The sequence below is a fragment of the Novosphingobium sp. 63-713 genome (assembly GCF_001898925.1).
GTDB lineage: Bacteria > Pseudomonadota > Alphaproteobacteria > Sphingomonadales > Sphingomonadaceae > Novosphingobium.
Window position 1 is genome coordinate 270,639 of record NZ_MKVS01000008.1, and the last position, 17,685, is coordinate 288,323.

The window sequence follows — 17,685 nt, forward strand, 5'->3', positions numbered from 1 at the left end:
GAACATATGGGAATGGTCGTCTGCCTGCGGGGTGCAAGCACTGAGGATCTGGCCGTTTTACGGTCGGATCCCGATGCGGCGGACGGCTATTTGTTCAGCCAGGATGCTTACGAAGCGGGTGATGTGATCGATTTTGACAAGGCATGGCATGCGCTGCATTTCATGCTGACCGGACAGGTCGAGGAAACCGATCACCCGCTGAGCTTCCTGCTGAAAGATCCCGAAAGACTGGGCACCGATAATGGATATGGCGGGCCTTGGATCCTGTCTCCCGAGCGGACGGCAAAGTTCCATGCGGAACTGGAAAAGCTTTCCGACGAACAGATCATCGAGCGCTATGATCCAGCGGCAATGGTTGCTGCCGACGTCTATCTTGCTGATACATTTGCAGACGAAGGCGAGGAAGCAATCGAGTATATCATGCAGGGCGTTCCCGCATTGCGGGCGCTGCTCAACCGCTGCGCGAACAGCGGGTCATGTATCATTGGTATCATCACCTGACCAGTTCAGCAGTAAGATAGGCGGAACAAATGGCTGAATACAATTACGACGTCCTCGTCATCGGCGCTGGTCCCGGTGGTTATGTTGCGGCAATCCGCGCGGCGCAGCTTGGTCTCAAGACCGCCTGCGCCGAGGGTCGCGCCACGCTGGGCGGCACCTGCCTCAACGTGGGCTGCATTCCCTCCAAGGCCCTGCTGCATGGCTCCGAGCTGTTCGAGGAAGCGGCCCATGGCACGCTGGCCAAGTTTGGCGTCAAGACCGGTCCGGTCGAGCTGGACCTGCCCGTGCTGCAGGGCGAAAAGTCGACCGCCGTCAAGGAATTGACCGGCGGCATCGAGTTCCTCTTCAAGAAGAACAAGGTCGACTGGAAGAAGGGCTACGCCAAGTTCAAGGACGCCCACACGGTGGAAGTCGCGGGCGAAACCGTGACGGCCAAGCATATCGTGATCGCCACCGGTTCGTCGGTGACGCCGCTGCCCACCGTGCCGGTGGACAATGACGCGGGCATCATCGTGGACTCGACCGGCGCTCTCGCGCTCGACCGCGTACCGAACCACCTCGTCGTCATCGGCGGCGGCGTGATCGGTCTGGAGCTTGGCTCGGTGTGGCGCCGTCTGGGCGCCAAGGTCACCGTGGTCGAATTCCTTGACCAGTTGCTGCCCGGCATGGACGGCGAAGTGCGCAAGGAAGCGGCCAAGATCTTCAAGAAGCAGGGCATGGAGCTCAAGCTTTCGACGAAGGTCACGGGCGCTGTCGTGGAAGGCGGCAAGGCCACCCTCACCCTCGAGCCTGCTGCGGGCGGCGAAGCCTCGATGCTGGAAGCCGACTGCGTGCTGGTGGCCATCGGTCGCCGTCCCAATGTCGACGGTCTGGGTCTGGAAAACATCGGTCTGGCGCTCAACGCGCGTGGCCAGATCGAGACCGACCACGATTTCCGCACCGCCGTTGATGGCGTGTGGGCGGTCGGCGACGTAATCCCTGGCCCGATGCTGGCGCACAAAGCCGAGGACGAAGGTATTGCGGTGGCGGAAAACATTGCCGGTCTGACCGGCATTGTGAACCATGACGTGATCCCGGGCGTGGTTTACACGATGCCGGAATTCGCGGGCGTGGGCCTGACCGAGGAAGCCGCCAAGGAACGCGGCCCCATCAAGGTCGGCAAGTTCCCGATGCTGGCCAACAGCCGCGCCAAGACCAACCGCGAGCCCGATGGTTTCGTCAAGGTCATTGCCGACGCCGAAACCGACCGCGTCCTGGGCGTGTGGTGCATTGCCTCTGTTGCGGGCACCATGATCGCGCAGGCGGCGCAGGCCATGGAATTTGGCGCCAAGAGCGAAGACATCGCTTATACCTGCCACGCTCACCCGACTCATTCGGAAGCGATCAAGGAAGCCGCGATGGCTGTGCTGGGCAAGCCGATCCATATGTGATCGGCCTGCCTGAGGCAAAAAAGGGGCGGGAAGGCATCACGCTTTCCCGCCCCTTTTCTTATGTAGCTTCAGGCCAATGCGACTTCAGGCAGGCGTGGCGACCCGCCCCAAAGCGCTGCCCCGCACGACGAGGCGGACCGGCACGCGGTCTTGCGGCCCCTCCTCGCCATCGACCAGAGCCTGCAGGCGATCGACCAGCCTCTGGCCCGCAACCGCAAAGTCCGGTTCGATGGTGGTGAGCGGCGGCACGCTGAATTGCCCCGCCTTCACGCCGTCAAAGCCCACTACGCCGACATCGCCCGGCACATTGAGCCCGCGCTCCTCGAGCAAGGCCATTGCGCCCAGCGCAATATCATCGCAGGCGGTGAACAGCCCGTCGAAAGGCTCGCCCGCGTCGATCAGCGCAGCGGCCGCCCGCCGCCCCTGTTCATGGCGCGAATGGCCCGGCTCCAGCGTCATGATGCGCGGGGCCAGCCCGGCGGCCTGCAATGTTTCGGCATAGGCGTCATAGCGTTCGGCAAATTGCCGCTGCGGACAATCGGCCTCGCCCACATAGACGATGCGGCGATAGCCATGGTCGAGCAGATGGTTGACCGCCGCACGCGCCCCGCCGTGATTGTCGGCGCGCACCCATGGCAATTCATGCGCAGGCGCAGGCGCCCCCCAGCATACGACATGGCATCCATCATCAGCCGAGGCCTGAAAATAGTCCCACGCGGCGCGGTTCTCGCTGGTGCCGAACACGATCATGCCGATGGCGCGGCGGCTGCGTTCGAAATGATCGTCCAGGCGATCGGGCGCGCCCTGAAACGAAACGATGGTTTCCATGCCCCGCGCCGAGGCCGCCGCGCAGATCCCGCCCAGCAGCGCATAATGGAACGGGTTGAAGGCCCGCACATCCTCATCCTCGGGACAGATCACCACCACGGCAATCGTGTTCAATCGCCCGCTGCGCATCCGCGAGGCGGAGGAATCGATGTGATAGTTGAGCCGCCGCGCCGCCTCGACAATCCGCTCGCGCGTGGCTGCTGCGACAATCGGGTCGCCGCTCAATGCGCGCGAGACGGTGGACTGGCTGACGCCTGCTGCTTCTGCAACGTCGTAGGACGTGGCGCGAAAGCGCTGTTTCACCATGGTCCCTCCCTTAACGACCGCTTCGCAAATCTGGGCCTCTTTTGCAAAGCTGAGCCCAAAGCGCAAATGGCATGGGCATTAAATACGGTTTCAGACCTCTTCGGCCTCGCGCAGCACGGCAATTCCCGCCTTGCGCTGCTCGGCCAGCTCTTTTTTCAAAGCCGCCGGATCGCGCGCGATGACAAAGCCGAAGGACACGCCGCCCTCCTTGCCCACCGTGGCGTGATGCAACCGGTGCGCCTGAACCAGCCGTTTGGCATAGCCGCCGCGCGGGACGTAATGAAAATAACGCTGATGGACGAGCCCGTCATGGATCAGCGAATAGACGATGCCATAGCACAGGATGCCAAGCCCGATCCACGTCCCCGGCTCCCAGGCATGGGCGCCCATGATCAGCGGGCTGCCGATGGCGAAGGCCGAGATGCTCATCCCCGCGCCGAACAGGGCGTAAAGGTCGTTCTTTTCGAACATCCGGTCATGGCGTTCATGATGGTCGCGGTGCCAGCCCCAGCCCCAGCCATGCATGATATATTTATGCGCGCTCCACGCGACACCCTCCATGGCGAAAAAGCTGATGATGACGATGGCGATGGCGGCAAAAGGACTCATAAAGTCCCCTATAATGCGCAATGCATGATTTCGCCACCGGCCCGAATGTCCATGTGAATGTCCATGGTGCGACCATTCGCCTCTTGTTTTTGCCGCCCCCCATGCCTAGGTCGGTTTCACTATGACCGGACCCAAGACGCTCTACGAAAAGATCTGGGATGCCCACACTGTGGAATCCCGCGAGGATGGCACAAGCCTGATCTGGATTGACCGACACCTTGTGCACGAGGTGACCAGTCCGCAGGCCTTTGAGGCGCTGCGCGCCGCGGGGCGCAAGGTGCGCCGCCCGGATCTTACGCTGGCGGTGCCCGATCACAATCTGCCCACCACCGCGCGCCGCGACAGCGCAGGCCATCGTATTGCCATCAAGGACCCCCAGAGCGCGCAGCAATTGGCCGCGCTGGAAATCAACGCGCCCGAATTCGGCATCCGCCTGATTGGCGATGCGGATCGTGAACAGGGTATTGTCCATGTCGTCGGCCCGGAACAGGGTTTCTCGCTGCCCGGCGCAACGATTGTCTGCGGCGACTCGCACACCGCCTGCCACGGCGGTCTGGGCGCGCTGGCCTTTGGCATCGGCACGTCCGAGGTCGAACATGTGCTGGCCACGCAGACCCTGCAACTCAAGCGTTCCAAGACGATGGAAGTGCGCGTTGAGGGTGAGCTGGGCGCGGGCGTGACGGCCAAGGATCTGGTGCTGCATATCTGCGGCACACTGGGCGCCAGCGGCGGCACGGGCTATGTGATTGAATATACCGGCTCGGCTATTCGCGGCCTGTCGATCGAGGGCCGCCTGACTGTCTCGAACATGGCGATCGAGCATGGCGCGCGCGCCGGTCTGATCGCGCCCGATGAAAAGACCTTCGCTTATGTGCAGGGCCGCCCCTATGCGCCCAAGGGCGCCGATTGGGACAAGGCCGTGGCATGGTGGAAGAGCCTGGCCACCGATCCGGGCGCGACCTATGACAAGGTCGTGGTGATCAACGCCGCCGAGATCGCCCCCACCGTGACCTGGGGCACCAGCCCCGAGGATACCGTGGCGATCGGCGGCGTTGTGCCCGCGCCCGAAAGCTTTGCCGATCCCAGCAAGCAGGAAGCCGCGCGCAAGAGCCTGGCCTATATGGGCCTGACGCCGGGTCAGAAGATGACCGATGTCGAAGTGCAGAACGTGTTCATCGGCAGCTGCACCAACAGCCGCATTGAGGACATGCGCGCCGCCGCCGCCGTTGTTAAGGGTCGCCGCAAGGCCGACAATGTGCGCTGGGCGATTGTCGTGCCGGGCTCCGGTCTGGTCAAGGAACAGGCTGAGGCCGAGGGTCTGGACAAGATCTTTATCGAGGCGGGCCTTGAATGGCGCGAGCCGGGCTGCTCGGCCTGTCTGGCGATGAACCCGGACAAGGTGCCCTCGGGCGAACGCTGCGCCAGCACCTCGAACCGCAATTTCGTGGGTCGTCAGGGTCCGGGCGCACGCACGCATCTGGTGTCGCCCGCGATGGCGGCGGCGGCGGCCGTCACCGGTAAATTGACCGATGCGCGTGAATTTCTGGCCTGAACCTGGCCTAAACTTGCCTTGAATTTGGAGGGTGAAGGGATGAGCGAAGAGAGCGAAAAGAAGGTTCTGGGCGAGCGTTCGAGCTGGGCCGGGGTGGCGACCATCGCGGGCGCGGCGGCGATCGGTTCGGCCGCGCTGACGGCGGCGCTGATCTTTGGCAGCCGCCGCAAGCCCAAACCGACCGATGCTCCCGCCCATCCTGAAGATGCGCCCGAAACCGACTGATCCGAAAGATATTTCCTGATGAAACCGATCAACCACGTAGCGGGTACGGCGATCCCGTTTGGCGCCAAGAATGTCGATACCGACGTTATCATCCCGGCCCATTGGCTCAAGACGATCACGCGTGAGGGCCTTGGCAAGGGCGCGTTTGAGGCGATCCGCGCCGAGGAAGGCAATATTTTCGACACGGAGCGCAACAAAGGCGCGCCGATCCTGATCGCGGGCGACAATTTCGGTTGCGGGTCCAGCCGCGAACATGCCGCATGGGCCTTGCTCGACATGGGCATCACCTGCGTCATCGCCCCCAGCTTTTCCGACATTTTCTCGGGCAATGCGTTCAAGAACGGTATCCTGACGGTGGTGTTGCCGCAGGAAGCCATCGACCGCCTGCTCGTCGTGGCGGTTGACCAGCCGATTGATGTCGATCTGGAAAGCCAGACTGTGACCACGCCGTTCCAGGACCGCTTCACCTTCGAAATCGATCCGTTCCGCAAGCATTGCCTGCTGGGCGGTCTTGATGAAGTGGGCCTGACGCTGTCGCGCGATGCGGCCATCAAGCAGCATGAAGCCAAGATTGCGGCAGACCTGCCGTTTCTGGCCACAGCATCGGCGGCCTGAGGCGGGAAAGATTTTCTCGCTTTTTTAAGGAAAAGTTCCCCGTTTTTGAGCAAGCGCAAAGATCGTCCGCTGCCGATATGCTGAAAAAGCCCTGTCGCAGCGGAGGTCGCGCCAAATCGGGGGATTGAACCGCCGCCGCTGCGACACATATACATTGGCGCGCGATTTTCATCGCGTTATGGACGGCAGGCTGAAAAAGCGCCACATTACGCCGACCATTGCAAAAATCCACAAACCTCAAATTCACGCGGGAGACGCATCATGACCAGCTTTCAAGATCGCGAGCGGGGCGAAGAAGCCAAGTTTGCCCATGACGAAGAGCTGGAGTTTCGCATCCACGCCCGCCGCAACCGTCTACTCGGCACCTGGGCGGCCGAACGGATGGGCCTGTCTTCGGCCGAGACCGAAGCCTATGCCAAATCGGTGGTGCAGGCCGATTTCGAGGAAGCAGGCGATGAGGATGTCGTGCGCAAGCTGCTGGGCGATCTGATCAGCGCGGGCGTCGATGCCGATGAGGCTGAAGTGCGCACCGCGCTTAAGGCCAAGGAAGCCGAAGCCCGCCGCGCGATGATCGGTCAGGTCTGAGCCTAATTTTCCGGGCGCTGGGCCTCAAGGCCCACGCGCCCTTTTTGACAGGACACCCCCGATGCCCATGCCCGCCGACCAGATCGAGGCGCTGATTCGCGCCGCCATTCCCGATGCAGAGGTGACGATCACCGACCTTGCCGGCGATGGCGACCATTATGCCGCCCATGTCACCTCGCCCAGTTTCGCCGGAAAGCCGCGCATCGCACAGCACAAAGCCGTCTTTGCCGCGTTGGGCGATCGCATGGGGGGCGAACTTCATGCCTTGCAACTGACCACCGGCATCCCCACCTGAGCGATTGACGAAACAGATTTCCTTCGCAAAAAGGACCTGTTCCCCCGATTGGTTGCAGAAAGTTTCAAGCCATGTCCGACGTCCAGACCCGCATTGCCGATATCGTGAACACGAATGACATCGTGTTGTTCATGAAGGGCACCGCGCTTTTCCCGCAATGCGGTTTTTCCAGCCGCGCGATTGCGATCCTTGAGCATCTGGGCGCGACCTATCACACGGTCGACGTACTTCAGGATATGGAGATCCGTCAGGGCATCAAGGCCTATTCGGATTGGCCCACGATCCCCCAGCTCTATGTGAAGGGCGAATTTCTGGGCGGCAGCGACATCATGATGGAAATGTATGAGGCCGGCGAGCTTCAGGCATTGCTCCAGCAGAACGGTCTGGTCGCCTAAGCACGGCGTCATTTCCGATGAAAAAAGGGCCGCTTCCCCGTGGGGAGGCGGCCCTTTCGTTTGGGAAATGGTGGGGTCGGGAGACTGGGAAGACCGACCCCACCTTTATGCTCGAGACGGGAATGAGGCGGGACCACGGAGACCGGGAAGCAGCCCGCCTCTTTTCGAGACTGCCATTGGTTCAGTTATTTAAGCATGAGATGTGCCAGTTTTGAAGAATGGCGGATTTCAGCGGATTTCAATCGAGTGCATTCCCGCCGCGATCCGCCAATTGTCAAATTCTCCGACACCTCTTGCCAAGCCATGATCGCGCCCTATCAAAAGCAGATGGATTCCAGCCTGCCCCTCGTCCTGCGCCCCGCGGCCACATTGGTCATCTTTCGCCAGACCAGCGTGCAAAACCCTCCTGAATTGCTGATGGTCGAACGCTCCGAGGCGATGCGTTTTGCGGCCGGGGCCACGGTTTTTCCCGGCGGCAAGGTCGATCCGCAAGATGTCGAACTGGCGCAAAGCCTGACGGATGAGGACCCGACCGACACCGCTGCCCGCATCGCGGCGATCCGGGAAACGCTGGAGGAAACCGGGCTTGGACTGGGCTTCACCCGCAACCTGCACTATGACGAAGCGGTCGCCGCGCGGGCGATTTTGCAATCGGGCGGAGCCATGGGCGATGTCCTCTCCCGGATCGGTCTGGCGCTGAATCTGGAGGCGCTGACACCCTTTGCCCGCTGGCGGCGCGAGAGTGTCGGAGGATTTGACACTCGCTTTTATCTGGCCAACATCGGCACCGGTGCGGTCGATCTGGCGGTGGATGCCACGGAAAACAGCCGCCTTTTCTGGGCCAGTGCCGGTGAATGCCTGAACGGCGCGGCCAGCGGCGCGCTCAAGATCATCCTGCCCACCTTGCTCAATCTGGAGCGGCTTGCCCAATTTGCCGATTTCGCACAGGCGCGCGCCGATGCCCAAGCCCATCCCATCGCCCCGATCTCGGCCCGCCGCATGATGCGCGATGGCGAGGAATGGCTGACGATTCCCGAAGGTCTGGGCTATCCGATCACCGCCATTCCGTTCAGCGCCGCGCGGCGCGGCTAGGAATCAGCCCGAGCACAGGCCCCGCGTGCGGGCGCGGTAATCGTGCACCTCGCCGCTCATCTGGACATGCAGGCGGCACAGATGCTCGACCACGGGTTCATAGATCGGCCGTTCGAATTGCAATCCGCATTGGCCGCTCTCCACCCAGCGCACCGTGCAACTGATCGCTTCCAGCCCGTCGAGTTTCAACAGGACCCGCGTCCCCACCGCCAGCGAGAGCGTTCGGGTCGTAATGCGGCACCCGTGGGTGGAAAGATCGCTGACCGTCACGCTGTCCTGCAGCCCGCTCATCAGACGACAGCGGGCCGACATGGTCAGCGGCCTTCGGATGGCCTCTCGGGTGGTCTGGCGGGATCGCATGGCTTATGTAGTCTAGCGTATGTCTGGTTAACCCTTCGTTCGCATTGGCGCGAATGGGGCAAAATTCCTCCATCGCCATCCGTCAAGTCTGCAACCGTGAAAGATAATTCATCAGCATCCGCAAAAAGCCCCTTTGACTTTGCCCGCCAAAGCGCAAACACCGGGGCCATGGCCAAGTCCATGGATTACAATCCCGGAGTATCATCTTGTCTGTAATGCTTTCCTGCCGCGCGCTGTTCCGCATTGGCGCCGCCTCGCTTGCCCTTTGCGCGCTGCCCATCGCGGCGCAGGCCCGCACCGCCCCGGCCGCCCGGCCCCTGATCACCGTTGCCCCGGCCAAGGGCGATGCCAAGGCCGGTTTTGCCACCCATGCCATGATTTCGGCGGCCAACCCGCTGGCGGTTCAGACGGGCCTGCGCATCCTGCAGCAAGGCGGCAGCGCGGTGGACGCGGCGGTCGCGGTGCAGGCGGTGCTGGGTCTGGTCGAGCCGGAAAGTTCGGGTCTGGGGGGCGGTTCGTTCCTGCTCTATTACGATGCCAAGACCAAGCAGGTGACGGCCTATGATGGGCGCGAAGTGGCGCCCAAGGGGGCCAGCCCGCGCCAGTTCTACGGCCCCGACGGCAAGCTGCTGCCCTTCCCCGTGGCGGTGGTGGGCGGGATCGCCACCGGCGTGCCGGGCGCGATCGCCATGCTGGAAATGGCGCAGAAAGAGCATGGCCGCCTGAAATGGAACCAGTTGTTTGGCGAGGCGCACAAGCTGGCCAGCGATGGTTTCGAGGTCACGGGCAAGCTGGCCCGCGCCATCGTCAGCCAGGCTCCCCAGGCCAAGGGCGCCGATGCCCAGGCTTATTTCCACAAGGCCGACGGCACGCCCTATCAGGCGGGCGAGCATATCGTGAACAAGGCCTATGCCGCCACGCTGGACCGCATTGCCGCGCAGGGTTCCAAGGGGCTGCTTACCGGCCCGGTAGCCGAAAAGATCGTCGCCAAGGTGACGAGCGGCACGCTGCCCAGCACGATGACGCTGGCCGATCTGGCCGCCTATAAGCCGCGCAAGACCGAGGGGCTTTGCATGCCCTATCGCACCCATCTGATCTGCACCCCGCAGGCGCCATCGGGCGGCGTGGCAGTGCAGGAGGCGATGGGCCTGCTGGCGCATACCGACATTGCCACGCGCAATGCGCAGGACCCCAAGGGCTGGCTGCAGATCGCGCAGGCAAGCCGCCTCGCCTATGCCGACCGCGACCGGTATGAGGGCGATCCGGCCTTTGTGCCCTTCCCCACCGGGTTGCTGGCGCCTGATTACATTGCCGAGCGGGCCAAGCTGATCGGCGAGACGATCCAGCCTGTCACCTTCGGCATGCCCAAGGACGCGCCCAAGGTGGGCAAGGACGCCACGCATGAGCCAGGCGGCACGACGCATATGGTGATCGTGGACACGGCGGGCAATGTCGTGTCGATGACCACCACCGTGGAGAGCATCTTTGGTTCGGGCCGGATGGTGGACGGGTTCTTCCTCAACAACCAGTTGACCGATTTCTCCTTCAGCACCAACGATCCCGATGGCGCGCCTGCGGCCAATGCCGTCGCGCCGGGCAAGCGTCCGCGCTCCAGCATGGCGCCCGCCATCGTACTGACGCCAAAGCGCAATTTCGAACTGGCCGTGGGTTCGCCGGGCGGCACCTCGATCATCGCCTATAATATCAAGGCGCTGGTGGGCATGCTTGATTGGGGGATGAAGCCGCAGGATGCGATCAGCCTGCCCAATCTGGTGGCGCGCGGCGATATGTTCAGCGCCGATACGTTCCCTGCCCCGGTGGCCGATGCTTTGGCGGCCAAGGGCCTGCCGCTGTTGACCGCGCGGGGGGAAAATTCGGGGCTGCATGTGATCGTGCGCCGCGCCAAGGGCTATGAAGGCGGGGCCGATCCGCGCCGCGAGGGTGTGGCCCGCGGGTTCTGATACGAAAAGGCGGGGCCGCAAACCCCGCCTTTTCTTATTTCCGGCGCATGATGAATTCTTCGTCGCGCCAATCGCCCACGGCGAATTTATACTCGCCCACGATCTCGAACCCGCGCCCGGCATAGACATGCTGGGCCTTCAGATTGCCCTGCCACACGCCGATCCAGATAGGGCGGCCCCATGAGGCCAGCTCAGCCAGCGCCAGATCGAGCAATTGCTTGCCCAGCCCCGCGCCTTGGGCCTCGCGGCGTAGATAAAGCTGATAAAGTTCGCCATCGCCATCCTCGCGCTCGGGATGGGGCAATTTGCTGGGGCCGATATGGACATAGGCGACCAGCGCGCCATCCCCGTCCTGCGCCACCCATGTGCGATGCGTGGAATCGGCCAATTCGCGCGCCACGGTTGGCTCGCCATAGGAGTCGGCCTCGAACACGGCCAGATCGGCGGGCGGATAGGGAATGGCAAAGCCGGTTGGCCCGAACGTGTCGCGGAAACAATTCAGCTTGAGCGCGGCGAGCGCGGGAATGTCGGCGGTGCTGGCGGGACGAATGGTGATGCTGGCAGTCATGCCCCCCGCCCTATAGCAGCGCGCTGGGCGCCGCAATCATCCCATTATCGTAAATCGAAATCGTCACTTTATCCCGCCGCCTTAGGTAAGTTTTCGGATCAACCTGTAGCCCCAAATGCTGACGAAATAGGGAGAAAAGCATTCCGTCGCATCTTCATGAATGACGCGGGGGAGATCAGCCTTGTTGCGTATGGGTATTTCGGCCAAGTTTCTGGCCGCTTTTGCAGTCCTTCTGGCGGTCATGGCCGCGATGGGATCTTTTGCAGTGGTCAAACTGGGCGAGGTCAACGCGATCTCGACCGAATTGCGCGAGCGCTGGTTGCCCGGTTCGCAGGCGCTGGGCGATGTTCACGCCTTCGTCTCGCAATATCGCATCAAGCAGAGCGTCCATGTCGGCGCCAGCGCCGAAGGCATGAAGACCCGCCAAGCCAAGCTGATGCGCGCCGCGCAGACCGCCATCGCCACCCGCATGAATGATGCCGCGAAACTGAACCAGGGCCCGGAAGAAAAGGCCGCCTTCGCCAAGCTGAAGGGTGATTGGCAGACCTATCTGGGCCAGAACGAGCAATTGCTGAACCTGTCGAACACCGATGCGGCGGCGGCCAAGGCGATGTTCGACGGCGATTCCCTGACCGCATTCTACACGGTCGAGGATGATCTGCTGGCGCTGATCGACCTGAACACCAAGGGGGCCAATGCCGCCTCGGGCCGTTCGGCCGCGATTTATGATCAGGGCCGCAAGGTCATTATCGGCGCAGTGGTGGCCGGTCTGGCCGTGGCGCTGGGCCTGATGGGGCTGATGATGGTCACGATAGCCCGCCCGGTCGCGCGGATCAGCGAGGCCGTGGGCCGATTGGTCGATGGCGACATGCATGTCGAAATCCCCGCCATGGGCCGTCACGACGAAGTGGGCAGCCTTGCCCGCGCGCTCGACAGTTTCAAGGCCCTCTTCGCCGCCGACCAGCAGCGCACGCAGGCCGAACTGGAACGCGCCCGCGAAACCCAGATCACCATTGACGCCATCGGCTCGGGCCTGTCCGAACTGGCGCGCGGCAATCTGACCCATCGCGTACCGGAAAACGGCGCGGGCGGGCTGGGCCAGCTCCACGTCAATTTCAACGAGGCGGTCAGCCAGTTGGCCGGCGTGATGCGCGAAATCGTCGATGGTTGCGACGCCATCCGCCGCGGCACTGACGAAATCGCCGCAGCCAGCGGGGACCTTGCCCGCCGCACCGAGCATCAGGCCAGCTCGATTGCCGAAACCAGCCGCACGCTCAACGAATTCAGCGGCACCGTGCGCGTCACCGCCGACAATGCCCGCCAGACCAGCAGCCGCCTTGCCGTGGCGCGCCACACCGCCGAGGCCGCCGACCAGCAGGCCGAACAGGCGGTCCACGGGCTTCAGGCCATCGAGGCGTCGAGCCGCGAAATGGCCGAGATCGTTGGCGTCATCGACGGGATCGCGTTCCAGACCAACCTGCTGGCCCTGAACGCCGGGGTCGAGGCCGCTCGCGCCGGCGATGCGGGCAAGGGCTTTGCCGTGGTGGCCAATGAAGTTCGCGCTCTGGCCCAGCGCAGCGCCGATGCGGCCAAGGACATCCGCGCGCTGATCACCACGTCGAACGATCAGGTCTCCACCGGCGTGGCTCTGGCCAGCGCCAGCGGCGATGCGCTGCGCCAGATCGTGGGCGAAGTCTCGCAGATTTCCGAACTGGTCGAACAGATCGCCGAGGCTGCGCAGAAGCAGTCGTCCAATGTCGAGGAAATCTCGGCGATGATGAATTCGATGGACCAGTTCACCCAGCAGAACGCCTCGATGGTCGAGCAGAGCACCGCCAGCACCCACAGCCTTTCGGGCGAAACGCAGCGGTTGGTCGAACAGTTGCGCCGCTTTGAAATGAGCCGCTCGGGCAGCGCCTCGCCCGCGCGCATGCAGAGCAGGGTGAACGCCCCCGTTGCCCAGGACGATGTGGCGCTGCCTTCCTTCTCGGCCCGCCGCGCACCGTCGGTGGGGGCCACAGCGCTCAAGATCGAAGATGACTGGTCCGAATTCTGAGCGATTTGGTAAATTCACTTAAGACCATGGCAGAAACAGAACAAGCATAAACATCAGCCCGTTCTTATCCAATTTTGGGCAATAGTGGTTTATCGAAATAACAGTTTGAAAAGAGAAAGCCGACCATGATCAAGACTATTGCCAAGATCTCGTTCGCCATGACCGGCGCTGTTCTCCTCAGCACTTCGGCTTTTGCGCAGTCGTCGGACTGGAGCCGTTCGGTTACCAACATGTTTGCCTCGAAACAGACCTACCCTTCGACCGCCCAGATGCGCGGCGAGGAAGGCACCGCCAAGGTCAAGGTCTATATCGGCGCCGATGGTGCGGTGCAAAAGGCGGAACTGGTGGCCGGTTCGGGCTCGGCAATCCTCGACAAGGAAGCCCTGTCTGTGCCCGCCAAGGTCGGCAAGGTGCCTGCCCCGCCCGCAGGCCCCACCACGCTGACGGTGCCGATGACCTGGCGCTTGACCTGATATTCCAGTCATGATGCAAACGGGGCCGGTCGCAAAACCGGCCTCTTTTTGCGTCAGACAGTCCCGTTTTTGCTGCAACGCGCAAAAAACTTGGCAATATGGCCATGTTGCTGTATGGGCGGTCCCAAGCAAGTCGGCGCGCCGCATGAGGCAGCGCGCAGGACCGGGCAGCGTGAGGGCAGCCATTTATGGCCGCCCGCCCCGGATCTCACGGATTTGCAGTCCGTTTTTCGCTTCCTCCTCACGCAGGGTCGCGCTTTTTGAGCCACCTGCTTGCCGCGCCGCTTACGCTGGTGTGCGCTGTGAAGCCTGTTTGAAAGTTTCCCATGTCTTATTTTTCCGAACTTGGCCTTGCCGAACCCCTGCTGCGCGCGCTGGAGGCCAAGGGTTATAACGATCCCACGCCGATCCAGCGTCAGGCGATCCCCGCGCTGATCGAAGGGCGCGACCTGCTGGGTCTGGCCCAGACCGGCACGGGCAAGACGGCGGCCTTCGCGCTGCCCTCGCTCCACCGCCTGATCAACGATCCTAAGCCGCGCAAGCCCGCCTCGTGCCGTATGCTGGTGCTCAGCCCGACGCGCGAACTGGCGGCCCAGATCGCCGACAACATGCGCGGCTATGCCAAATATGTCAGTCTGAACATCCAATGCGTGTTCGGTGGCATTCCTGCGGGCAAGCAGGCCCGCGCTCTAGTGCCGGGCTGCGATGTGCTGGTGGCCACGCCCGGCCGCCTGCTCGACCTGATCGACCAGCGCGCGCTGACGCTGCGCGACGTCGAAATCTTCGTGCTGGATGAAGCCGACCAGATGATGGATCTGGGCTTTATCGTGCCGCTGAAGCGCGTTGCCCGCCTGTTGCCGCCCCAGCGCCAGAGCCTGTTCTTCAGCGCCACCATGCCGCAGGCGATCGAGCAACTGGGCAAGCAGTTCATCCAGAACCCGGTCAAGGTCGAGGTTGCCCCGCAATCCACCACCGCCGAGCGCGTCGAGCAGAAGTCGATCTTCATCAATCAGGCCGAAAAGCAGGCGCTGCTGACGATCCTGCTGCGCGATGGTCTGGCCAAGGAAGAAGGCGATGCCGACCGCATCGACCGCACGATCGTGTTTACCCGCACCAAGCATGGCGCGGATCGCGTGGTGCGCTTCCTGACGCCCGCAGGCATCCCGGCCGCCGCCATCCATGGTGAAAAGAGCCAGGCCCAGCGCACCGCCGCCCTCAAGGGTTTTCGCGACGGCACGGTAAAGGTGCTGGTCGCCACCGACATTGCCGCGCGCGGGATCGACGTTTCGGGCGTGTCGCATGTGTTCAACTTTGAAATCCCCAATGTGGCCGAACAATATGTTCACCGCATCGGCCGCACCGCGCGCGCCGGGGCCGATGGCATCGCCATCAGCCTGATCGCCGAGGACGAGCGCCCCTATATCCGCGGGATCGAGCGCCTGACGGGCGTGAAACTGACGCCTATGGCGTTGCCGCCCGAATTCCAGAAGGAAGCCTCGCGCCTGCCTGCCCCCGCCAAGCGCGGCACGGGCGACAATGGCGCGATCAAGGCCTCGCGTCCGCAGGGCGAAGGCCGCCGCGATGGCGGCCGTGATGGCGGACGTCGCGAAGAAGGCCGTCGCAACAATGACCGCCGCCCCAACGCGGGCCGCGACACCCCCCGCGATGGCCAGCGTTCGCGCACCCAGCGCGACGGCGACCGCGCCCGCGCCGAACGCCGCGAACAGCATGGCCGCGCGCGTCCTGCTGCTGCTGGCGGTGCTTCGCAGTTTGATCCGCTGCGGGAAAATGTCGATGTGAAGGCGCGTCGTCGCTGAGGGTTGATCGGGGGCTTTATGCCTCCGGCGGGCAAAGGGACTTGGTCCCCTTTGCAATCCCGTTAATGGGGTTGGGTTCACAGGGTTTGCTTGTGGATCATACAATGAAAGTCTGCGGCGCTGGTAATAGGCGCGGCAGGCTTTCATTTTTAAGCGCCGCGTCCGACACTCAATGTCGAACCCATGAGGCAACGCCGACAGTAATGGGAGCGCGAGGGACGAGTCCCTCGCATACCTTCTGGCTTCTAAACCGCCGCCGTCGAAACGCCCAGATCCGGGATGCCGATCGAGCGCCGCCCGCTGTAATCGGTCTTGACCACGATCAGGTTCGACTTCTCCAGATGTTCGAGCAGGCGGCGAATGCGCCCGGGCGAACTGGTACCATAGGCGCGGGCCAGCGCTTCATCGTCGGGGCATGGCGCCTCGTCCATCGCAGCGCGGGCGATGACAAGGAAAGGCGTCAGCAGGTCATCGGGCACGCTGCGCGACAATTGCAGCAGCGGCGCCCATTCCTCATCCGTCGGGCGGTAAATGCCCGCCACGGCCAGCGCAAAGCGGCGGCGGAACTGGGTCACATCGCCCACATGCTGACCGATCTTCTTCATCCGGCAGCGGGTGGTAAAGTCCTGAAACAGCGATGAAATCGGCTGATAGGTGCAATCACGCTCGGCGGTGATATCCTCCATGATCGCGGCCATGATCGACTGCACCTCTTCGGGCGGCAGGCTGGGCGGCGCGGGGACGCTGGCGGCGGAAAACAGATTGGGGCCGCTGTCATCGACCAGCGGCTCCTCGCCCGGCGCGGGGGCCATGACATAGGCGCCGATCTGCTCCATCAATTCGCCGGCATCGGGGCGCGGCAGACCGGCCAGCAGCGGGGTTTCCTGCGCTGCCAGTTCCTCGGCGGTGGGGGCCGCGTGGAGCAGCGCATGAAGATCATCGCCCGTCACGCTGGGCGGGGGCAGAAGCCCGGTGGACACAGCCTGGCTTCGCGTTTGCACGCCCCCGATGCGGACCGACAGAGGCCGCCGCGTGATCGCCGGGCCCAGCGCCAGAAACTGCCCACGTTGCAGATCGCGGATGGTTTCGGCCTGACGCCGATCCATGCCCAGCAGGTCGGCGGCGCGCTGCATATCGATGTCGAGGAAGGTGCGACCCATCAGGAAGTTCGACGCCTCGGCCGCGACATTCTTGGCCAGCTTGGCCAGACGCTGGGTGGCGATGATGCCCGCAAGGCCGCGCTTACGCCCGCGACACATCAGGTTGGTCATGGCTGAGAGCGACAGGCGGCGCACCTCATCCGTCACATCGCCAGCGGCGGCAGGAGCGAACATCTGCGCTTCGTCCACCACCACCAGCGCTGGATACCAGATCTCACGCGGGGCATCGAACAGCGCGTTGAGGAACGTCGCCGCACAGCGCATCTGCGCCTCGATCTCCAGCCCGTCGAGCGCCAGAACAACGCTCGCGCGATGTTGACGAACCCGATTGGCAAGCCGAACCAAGTCATTGGTATTATAGGCCGAACCATCCACGACGATATGGCCAAACGGCTCGGCCAGCGTGACGAAATCGCCCTCGGGATCGACTACGACCTGTTGCACCAGCGGGGCGGATTCCTCCAGCAAACGACGCAGCAGATGCGATTTGCCCGAACCCGAATTGCCCTGCACCAACAGGCGCGTGGCCAGCAGTTCCTCAATATCGATCGGCACCGCTTTGCCGTTCGATTCTTCGCCTATGATGATGGATGCAGTCACGGTTGGCCTAGTAGCGTGTGGGGAGCGTTGGGCAAAGGGCTGGGGGTGGAGTTTTCCAGAAGATAAGGGGGAAATGCGAGGGTCTAGACCCTCGCGCTCCCGTTACTGTATGCGTTGCGCGATCGGATCGGCGTTGGGTGCCGGACGCAATGTTTCAAATTTAAAGCCTGCGGCGCCTATCACGAGCGCCGCAGGCTTTAATCGCATGATCCACAAGCAATCTCGGCGAACCCAACACCCCATTATCGGGATTGCAA

18 protein-coding genes are annotated in these 17,685 nt (G+C 63.1%); 13 read left to right on the plus strand and 5 right to left on the minus strand.

Annotated features, from left to right (window positions below):
• Positions 1-6: 6 nt before the first annotated feature.
• Positions 7-501 (plus strand): YfbM family protein, encoded by a 495-nt coding sequence (locus BGP00_RS06395; RefSeq protein WP_168604493.1) that lies wholly within the window; start codon positions 7-9, stop codon positions 499-501.
• A gap of 29 nt (positions 502-530) precedes the next feature.
• Entirely contained in the window at positions 531-1,931 is a 1,401-nt protein-coding gene (gene lpdA / locus BGP00_RS06400; protein ID WP_292689952.1) for a dihydrolipoyl dehydrogenase, read from the plus strand.
• Positions 1,932-2,015: 84 nt separating this feature from the next.
• Here lpdA and BGP00_RS06405 read toward each other — a convergent pair whose 3' ends face one another.
• Positions 2,016-3,065 (minus strand): LacI family DNA-binding transcriptional regulator, encoded by a 1,050-nt coding sequence (locus BGP00_RS06405; protein ID WP_292689951.1) that lies wholly within the window; start codon positions 3,063-3,065, stop codon positions 2,016-2,018.
• A gap of 90 nt (positions 3,066-3,155) precedes the next feature.
• Positions 3,156-3,674 carry a sterol desaturase family protein gene (locus BGP00_RS06410; protein WP_292689949.1) on the minus strand — a complete coding sequence of 173 codons (519 nt, stop codon included), beginning with the start codon at positions 3,672-3,674 and terminating at the stop codon, positions 3,156-3,158.
• Between the two features lie 121 nt (positions 3,675-3,795).
• Between BGP00_RS06410 and leuC the strand changes: the two genes are divergently transcribed.
• From leuC to BGP00_RS06445, 7 genes are all read left to right on the plus strand, one after another.
• Positions 3,796-5,226, plus strand: coding sequence for a 3-isopropylmalate dehydratase large subunit (gene leuC / locus BGP00_RS06415; RefSeq protein ID WP_292689948.1), 1,431 nt, complete (start codon positions 3,796-3,798; stop codon positions 5,224-5,226).
• Between the two features lie 39 nt (positions 5,227-5,265).
• Positions 5,266-5,451 (plus strand): hypothetical protein, encoded by a 186-nt coding sequence (locus BGP00_RS06420; protein ID WP_168604488.1) that lies wholly within the window; start codon positions 5,266-5,268, stop codon positions 5,449-5,451.
• An 18-nt stretch (positions 5,452-5,469) separates the two neighbouring features.
• Entirely contained in the window at positions 5,470-6,066 is a 597-nt protein-coding gene (gene leuD / locus BGP00_RS06425) for a 3-isopropylmalate dehydratase small subunit (RefSeq protein WP_168604487.1), read from the plus strand.
• A gap of 261 nt (positions 6,067-6,327) precedes the next feature.
• The gene (locus BGP00_RS06430; protein WP_168604486.1) at positions 6,328-6,651 is read left to right on the plus strand and encodes a DUF1476 domain-containing protein; all 324 of its coding nucleotides are present in this window, start codon (positions 6,328-6,330) and stop codon (positions 6,649-6,651) included.
• 61 nt (positions 6,652-6,712) lie between these two features.
• Positions 6,713-6,946, plus strand: coding sequence for a BolA/IbaG family iron-sulfur metabolism protein (locus tag BGP00_RS06435; protein WP_168604485.1), 234 nt, complete (start codon positions 6,713-6,715; stop codon positions 6,944-6,946).
• Between the two features lie 71 nt (positions 6,947-7,017).
• A complete protein-coding gene (gene grxD, locus BGP00_RS06440) occupies positions 7,018-7,341 on the plus strand; it encodes a Grx4 family monothiol glutaredoxin (RefSeq protein WP_168604484.1) in 324 nt (107 codons plus the stop codon).
• A 303-nt stretch (positions 7,342-7,644) separates the two neighbouring features.
• Positions 7,645-8,433 (plus strand): NUDIX domain-containing protein, encoded by a 789-nt coding sequence (locus tag BGP00_RS06445; RefSeq protein ID WP_292689946.1) that lies wholly within the window; start codon positions 7,645-7,647, stop codon positions 8,431-8,433.
• 3 nt (positions 8,434-8,436) lie between these two features.
• Here BGP00_RS06445 and BGP00_RS06450 read toward each other — a convergent pair whose 3' ends face one another.
• Positions 8,437-8,793, minus strand: coding sequence for a PilZ domain-containing protein (locus BGP00_RS06450; RefSeq protein ID WP_216662347.1), 357 nt, complete (start codon positions 8,791-8,793; stop codon positions 8,437-8,439).
• Positions 8,794-9,008: 215 nt separating this feature from the next.
• Here BGP00_RS06450 and BGP00_RS06455 point away from each other — a divergent pair, with 215 nt between their 5' ends.
• Positions 9,009-10,754: a gamma-glutamyltransferase family protein gene (locus tag BGP00_RS06455; RefSeq protein ID WP_292690214.1), complete on the plus strand. Its 1,746-nt coding sequence runs from the start codon at positions 9,009-9,011 to the stop codon at positions 10,752-10,754.
• Positions 10,755-10,788: 34 nt separating this feature from the next.
• Here the strand turns inward: BGP00_RS06455 and BGP00_RS06460 are convergent, their stop codons facing one another.
• Positions 10,789-11,322 carry a GNAT family N-acetyltransferase gene (locus BGP00_RS06460; protein ID WP_292689942.1) on the minus strand — a complete coding sequence of 178 codons (534 nt, stop codon included), beginning with the start codon at positions 11,320-11,322 and terminating at the stop codon, positions 10,789-10,791.
• Positions 11,323-11,512: 190 nt separating this feature from the next.
• On the opposite strand from BGP00_RS06460, the gene BGP00_RS06465 reads away from it, so the two are divergent.
• From BGP00_RS06465 to BGP00_RS06475, 3 genes are all read left to right on the plus strand, one after another.
• Positions 11,513-13,378, plus strand: coding sequence for a methyl-accepting chemotaxis protein (locus BGP00_RS06465; RefSeq protein ID WP_292690212.1), 1,866 nt, complete (start codon positions 11,513-11,515; stop codon positions 13,376-13,378).
• A gap of 125 nt (positions 13,379-13,503) precedes the next feature.
• Entirely contained in the window at positions 13,504-13,851 is a 348-nt protein-coding gene (locus BGP00_RS06470; RefSeq protein WP_168604480.1) for an energy transducer TonB, read from the plus strand.
• Positions 13,852-14,177: 326 nt separating this feature from the next.
• Entirely contained in the window at positions 14,178-15,668 is a 1,491-nt protein-coding gene (locus tag BGP00_RS06475) for a DEAD/DEAH box helicase (protein ID WP_292689940.1), read from the plus strand.
• 245 nt (positions 15,669-15,913) lie between these two features.
• Here BGP00_RS06475 and BGP00_RS06480 read toward each other — a convergent pair whose 3' ends face one another.
• The gene (locus tag BGP00_RS06480; RefSeq protein ID WP_168604478.1) at positions 15,914-17,428 is read right to left on the minus strand and encodes an ATP-binding protein; all 1,515 of its coding nucleotides are present in this window, start codon (positions 17,426-17,428) and stop codon (positions 15,914-15,916) included.
• Positions 17,429-17,685: the final 257 nt, after the last annotated feature.

Coding starts and splice junctions, on each gene's coding strand:
- BGP00_RS06395 (WP_168604493.1), top strand. CDS start 7: ATGGGAATGGTCGTCTGCCTGCGGGGTGCAAGCACTGAGGATCTGGCC.
- lpdA (WP_292689952.1), top strand. CDS start 531: ATGGCTGAATACAATTACGACGTCCTCGTCATCGGCGCTGGTCCCGGT.
- BGP00_RS06405 (WP_292689951.1), bottom strand. CDS start 3,065: ATGGTGAAACAGCGCTTTCGCGCCACGTCCTACGACGTTGCAGAAGCA.
- BGP00_RS06410 (WP_292689949.1), bottom strand. CDS start 3,674: ATGAGTCCTTTTGCCGCCATCGCCATCGTCATCATCAGCTTTTTCGCC.
- leuC (WP_292689948.1), top strand. CDS start 3,796: ATGACCGGACCCAAGACGCTCTACGAAAAGATCTGGGATGCCCACACT.
- BGP00_RS06420 (WP_168604488.1), top strand. CDS start 5,266: ATGAGCGAAGAGAGCGAAAAGAAGGTTCTGGGCGAGCGTTCGAGCTGG.
- leuD (WP_168604487.1), top strand. CDS start 5,470: ATGAAACCGATCAACCACGTAGCGGGTACGGCGATCCCGTTTGGCGCC.
- BGP00_RS06430 (WP_168604486.1), top strand. CDS start 6,328: ATGACCAGCTTTCAAGATCGCGAGCGGGGCGAAGAAGCCAAGTTTGCC.
- BGP00_RS06435 (WP_168604485.1), top strand. CDS start 6,713: ATGCCCATGCCCGCCGACCAGATCGAGGCGCTGATTCGCGCCGCCATT.
- grxD (WP_168604484.1), top strand. CDS start 7,018: ATGTCCGACGTCCAGACCCGCATTGCCGATATCGTGAACACGAATGAC.
- BGP00_RS06445 (WP_292689946.1), top strand. CDS start 7,645: ATGATCGCGCCCTATCAAAAGCAGATGGATTCCAGCCTGCCCCTCGTC.
- BGP00_RS06450 (WP_216662347.1), bottom strand. CDS start 8,793: ATGCGATCCCGCCAGACCACCCGAGAGGCCATCCGAAGGCCGCTGACC.
- BGP00_RS06455 (WP_292690214.1), top strand. CDS start 9,009: ATGCTTTCCTGCCGCGCGCTGTTCCGCATTGGCGCCGCCTCGCTTGCC.
- BGP00_RS06460 (WP_292689942.1), bottom strand. CDS start 11,322: ATGACTGCCAGCATCACCATTCGTCCCGCCAGCACCGCCGACATTCCC.
- BGP00_RS06465 (WP_292690212.1), top strand. CDS start 11,513: ATGGGTATTTCGGCCAAGTTTCTGGCCGCTTTTGCAGTCCTTCTGGCG.
- BGP00_RS06470 (WP_168604480.1), top strand. CDS start 13,504: ATGATCAAGACTATTGCCAAGATCTCGTTCGCCATGACCGGCGCTGTT.
- BGP00_RS06475 (WP_292689940.1), top strand. CDS start 14,178: ATGTCTTATTTTTCCGAACTTGGCCTTGCCGAACCCCTGCTGCGCGCG.